The following is a 3164-nucleotide window of genomic DNA, read 5'->3' as shown; positions in this document are numbered from 1 at the left end:
CGGGAGGATGTCCCGCCACGCCGTGGCGATCGCGGTCGGCGGCTGGGCGAACAGGGAGAAGCCCACCATCCGCGCGCGTTTCCAGATCAGGTCGGTCACGTCGATCGTCGTTTTGGCCCCGGCGGAGTAGCCCAACGTGATCAGGACACCTCCGACACCGAGGCTGCTCAGCGCCTCACTGGTCACGCTGCCGCCGATGCTCTCGATGACCACATCCACGCCCCTGCCGGCCGTTATCCGGCGCACTCCCCCGGCGAGGCCCTCCGCGCTCAAGTCCACCACGTCGTCCAGGCCAAGCTCACGCGCCCTGGCGGCTTTCGACGCGCTGCCGGCAGTGGAAATCACCTTGCCGGCACCCTGCGCTCGCGCGAGCTGATAAGTCGCGTTCCCGACCGACCCGCCGATCCCCGGAGCCAGCACCGTCATGCCTTGCTTGAATCCGGCCAGCGCCAACGCAACCTGCCCTGTCAGATAGGCCACCGGAAGGGCGGCTGCGACGACGTCCTCGATCTCGTCCGGCACGAGCGTCAGATGTTCGGGTCTGACCAACAGCCAGTCCTGCCACGTGCCGGCCTCTCTGACGCCGTAAGGCCCCGTGAACATCACGCGACTGCCAGCCTCCAGGCCTGTGTCGCCCGCATCCTCGATGACGCCGGCGCCTTCGTTTCCGAGCACCAGGGGCGCCTCGGCTCGTGGGTGGCCACCCGACAGGATCGTGTGATCGAGGGGCGTGACGCCGGCGGCCGTAACGCGGACCAGCACCCTGTCCTGGTCCGCTTGCGGCCTGGGCGACTCAGTTCGCCGCAATCCGCCGTAGCCCGAGAAGGTCGTCGCCTCGATCGCGAGCATCGCCATCCTCCTGGAAAGTTACTGATCTGTACGTCACATTGCAGGTTACGGACAGGTCTGTCACTATGTCAATGAGGAGGTCGCGATGAGAGGAACTGCGGACATGGAGGCGGCCAGGCCCCGACGCGGCGCTCCAGCGAAGGGTGAGGCGAGCGCCCGCGAGCGCATCCTCGCGACGGCGAATGAGCTGTTCTACCGCGAGGGGATCCATGCGACCGGGGTCGACACGGTGGTCGAGCGATCCGCCGTGTCGAAGACGAGCCTCTATCGGGTGTTTCGCTCCAAGGACGAACTGGTCGCCGCCTACGCCACGGAGCGGGACCGGTCGTTTTGGGCGTGGTGGGATCGCGTCACGGAGCGGCACGCCGAGGACCCGCGCGCTTTACTCGAGGCGTTGCTGTCCGGAATCGCGAAGCGGATCGAGCGCTCGGATTATCGGGGCTGCCCATTCCTGAACCTGGCGACGGAGCTCCCCGACCCGAACCACCCCGGCCGGGTCGTCGCGCAGGTCAACAAGGAGGAAATGCGCAGGAGGCTCGCGACCGTCGTGGCCGAACTCGGCGCCTCGGATCCCGAGCGCGTCGCGTCTCAGCTGGCGCTGCTCATCAACGGTGCGATGGTCACCGGCCTTGTGGCGGTACCGGCCGATCTGCGCGACGAACTCGTCGATGCCGCCATGAAATTATTGGCCTGACGAAGATCGATCAACACGGCGAAGCCGTGGCCCCGCACTGCGCCCGTACTTAGTGAGGAGACAATCATGCCGGCACGAGGAAGCGCCGAATGGAAGGGTGACGTCCCGACCGGGGCGGGCACTTTCACCGCTGGAGACTCGATCAGCGGTGGCTATACGTTCAAGTCCCGGTTCGAGGACGGGCCCGGGTCCAACCCCGAGCAGCTGATCGCGGCGGCACACGCCGCGTGCTTCTCGATGGCCCTGTCCAACATCCTGGCCCAGGCGGGCCACCCGGCCGACTCGGTGCAGACCGACGCCGCGGTGACGCTGCGGCTGGTGGACGGCGCCCCGACGATCACGAAGATCGCCCTGGTGACCGTCGGCCGAGTGCCAGGGATCGACCAGGCCGCCTTCACCGAGCACGCCCTCGTCGCAAAGGCGGGCTGCCCGGTGAGCAAGGCGCTCGCAGGGGTGCCGGAGATCACGCTGGACGCGACGCTGGTCTCCTGACCAGGGCGGGCCAAGCACCTGCGGACCGAACTGAAGGCGCCCGCTGATCTGGTGTCACGCCAGGTCAGCGGGCGCCTTCAGTTCGTTCCGGTCGTCAGCTTCAGCTCCTACTTCATCAGCCGTGTGGGAGATCCCGCCTGAAACGCGATGATGTCCTCGACAGAGTCTTGATAGAAGATCTCGTACAAGTCACGGTTCACGTATCCCACGTGTCCGGTGAGCAGCGCGTTGGGAAGCAACCGCAGTTGATGGTCCGCAGGTAGTGGTTCGGTGTCGTACACGTCGAGCGCGGCCGCTCGAATCCCGCCCTCGCGCAGGACGTCGATCAACGCAGCTTCATCGACGACCGGTCCGCGCGAGGTGTTGACCAAGACAGCCGAGGGCCTCATCGACCGCAGTTCCGCTGCGCCAACCAGCCCGCGCGGCACCGAGGATCAACGCCCAGGTGTGCTCGATGGTGGGATGGGACTCATAACGGGTCCCGCACACCGTGATGCCGAGCCTGTGCGCAGCCACGAGGTCGATGGCGGCGTTGGCCGGGCCGGTGCTAATCAGGAGCCGAAGACCGGTCAGCCGCTCCAGGACGTCGGCCGGGAATCGCGTGCGCTCCCGCATGGCCACGACTACGTCGAATCCGGCGAGGCTGCGGACCACCTCGTCGGCACCGGCGAACGGCTTGGTGAAGACGACCACCTCCGCAGCGAGCGAGGCCCAGTCGGCCAGGCTCGTCGCGACTTTCTGGTAGTCGTCGAGAATCGCGATCTTCATGTGGGTGGCCATCGCGGGCAGCCTCCGTCTTTCGTGTAGCCGAATGGCGGCCCGGCTTGTCTCAGCCGAGCAGGCCCAGGGCGCTGTACCACAGCGGCCCCGGGTTGAGCCGATCGCCATGGAGCTTCATCATCGCCTCGAAGAACTCCAACGGCCCCGGCTTGCCGGCCAGCAGCCGGATCGCGTCACGCAGGTACTGGCGGGTCTCGTCCAGGATCCGCGGGTCGTCCGGCAGGTCTCGGTTCTTGTGGCCGGCCACCACGTGGCGCGGTTCGAGCGCGGCGAGCCGGTCAATGCCGTCCAGCCACGTCTGCAGGCCGCCACCACCACCTTCGAGCATCATCAGGTGCACGCCGTTGTA

At 67.1% G+C, this 3164-nt stretch carries 3 protein-coding genes and 2 pseudogenes; 2 read left to right on the top strand and 3 right to left on the bottom strand.

Translation table 11 applies throughout. The annotated features are described in order from the left end of the window. The coding region (locus VGZ32_RS12280; protein WP_326886091.1) for a zinc-binding alcohol dehydrogenase family protein at positions 1-849 on the bottom strand (849 nt) is incomplete at its 3' end. 103 nt (positions 850-952) lie between these two features. On the opposite strand from VGZ32_RS12280, the gene VGZ32_RS12275 reads away from it, so the two are divergent. After that, a complete protein-coding gene (locus VGZ32_RS12275) occupies positions 953-1543 on the top strand; it encodes a helix-turn-helix domain-containing protein (RefSeq protein ID WP_326886090.1) in 591 nt (196 codons plus the stop codon). 66 nt (positions 1544-1609) lie between these two features. Continuing rightward, complete coding sequence (locus tag VGZ32_RS12270; protein WP_326886089.1) at positions 1610-2035, top strand: OsmC family protein; 426 nt, start codon at positions 1610-1612, stop codon at positions 2033-2035. Positions 2036-2142: 107 nt separating this feature from the next. Here VGZ32_RS12270 and VGZ32_RS28715 read toward each other — a convergent pair. Then, positions 2143-2803, bottom strand: a pseudogene (locus VGZ32_RS28715) (NAD(P)-dependent oxidoreductase). Positions 2804-2864: 61 nt separating this feature from the next. Continuing rightward, positions 2865-3164, bottom strand: a pseudogene (locus tag VGZ32_RS12255) (MBL fold metallo-hydrolase); the annotation flags it as partial.

The sequence above is a fragment of the Actinocrinis sp. genome (assembly GCF_035938995.1).
Taxonomy (GTDB): domain Bacteria; phylum Actinomycetota; class Actinomycetes; order Streptomycetales; family Catenulisporaceae; genus DASZGI01.
This window is presented reverse-complemented; position numbering and strand designations above follow the sequence as displayed.

Coding starts and splice junctions, on each gene's coding strand:
- VGZ32_RS12275 (WP_326886090.1), top strand. CDS start 953: ATGGAGGCGGCCAGGCCCCGACGCGGCGCTCCAGCGAAGGGTGAGGCG.
- VGZ32_RS12270 (WP_326886089.1), top strand. CDS start 1,610: ATGCCGGCACGAGGAAGCGCCGAATGGAAGGGTGACGTCCCGACCGGG.